Raw genomic sequence first — 618 nt, 5'->3', positions numbered from 1 at the left:
GCACTGGTTCTGGTCGAGCGTGCGCTTCCTCCGATCCAGAGTGCAGCAGGAGCGCGTCTCCCGGCTGGGTACGTGGGAGGAATGCGAACCGTTCTCATCACGTTGAGGGCTGCATGATGACCAGTTCCACCCCGTTCTCGCTGCGCCTCAAGTGGGCGCAGAGCCTCTACGACCTCGGCGACCACCGCGCCGCCGCCAAGGAGCTCGCCGCACTCGTGGACGAGGCGAAGGATGAGGAGCTGCTGCACGGGACGACCGAGCTCCGGCTGCTCCTCGCGCGCGCCTACTACCGGTCGGCCCAGCTGGCCCACGCCGAGGCGGTGCTCGTCGAGTTGATCGAGGAGGCACCGACCGATGCCTACGCCCACCTACTCCTCGGCCGGACTCTCCAGCGCGCCGGCCGGCATGACGAGGCGAAACGGCCACTGGCCCTCGCCGAGATCCTCGGCGACTACGAGCGGCCAAAGGCCCACGGTGCCCCCGACTGACTGCCTCGGACGGGCTGTTCCTGAGTGAACCCAGTGCTCTGCCAGCCAGTTCGTCCCCGGACACTCCGTTCGCGGAGAAAGGGGAGAGGGGGCGGGGGAGAAGACACGAGGCGGGGTGGGAGCCAGTTGG

General features: G+C 68.6%; 1 protein-coding gene. It reads left to right on the top strand.

The features are described 5' to 3' along the window. Nucleotides 1-116: 116 nt before the first annotated feature. On the top strand, nucleotides 117-488 hold the full coding sequence (locus N864_RS22905) for a tetratricopeptide repeat protein (RefSeq protein WP_240474464.1): 372 nt from the start codon (nucleotides 117-119) through the stop codon (nucleotides 486-488). Nucleotides 489-618: the final 130 nt, after the last annotated feature.

This window comes from Intrasporangium chromatireducens Q5-1 (assembly GCF_000576575.1).
Classification (GTDB): domain Bacteria; phylum Actinomycetota; class Actinomycetes; order Actinomycetales; family Dermatophilaceae; genus Intrasporangium_A; species Intrasporangium_A chromatireducens.
The sequence above is the reverse complement of the archived record's forward strand: the minus strand, read 5'-3'. Positions and strand labels throughout refer to the sequence as shown.